General features: G+C 45.1%; 1 protein-coding gene. It reads right to left on the bottom strand.

Annotated features, from left to right (window positions below; all coding sequences use genetic code 11):
* On the bottom strand, window positions 1-216 hold a 216-nt coding region (locus ACT3TU_RS14440), incomplete at its 3' end, for a transposase (RefSeq protein ID WP_444784554.1).
* Window positions 217-226: the final 10 nt, after the last annotated feature.

Here is a 226-nt window from a genome sequence, read left to right as displayed (position 1 = left end):
CATCCAGCCTTGGCGTAGAAACTTCACCTGAGCCCATTTTTTCTCGATAGGGTTCAAGTCTGGGCTGTACGGTGGCAGCCAGAGAATACGATGCCCATGTCTATTGAGTAGCTTTTGAATGCGTTTATTCTTATGGAACCGAGCATTATCCATGACAATCACGCATTTGGTTTTAAGGCTTGGGATTAGCGTGAACTTGCACCAGTCATAAAATATGCTGCTGTTG

The sequence above is a fragment of the Psychrobacter sp. AOP3-A1-26 genome (genome assembly GCF_052378235.1).
Classification (GTDB): domain Bacteria; phylum Pseudomonadota; class Gammaproteobacteria; order Pseudomonadales; family Moraxellaceae; genus Psychrobacter.
Note: the sequence above shows the minus strand (reverse complement) of the source record. Positions and strands in the feature narration are given on the sequence as shown.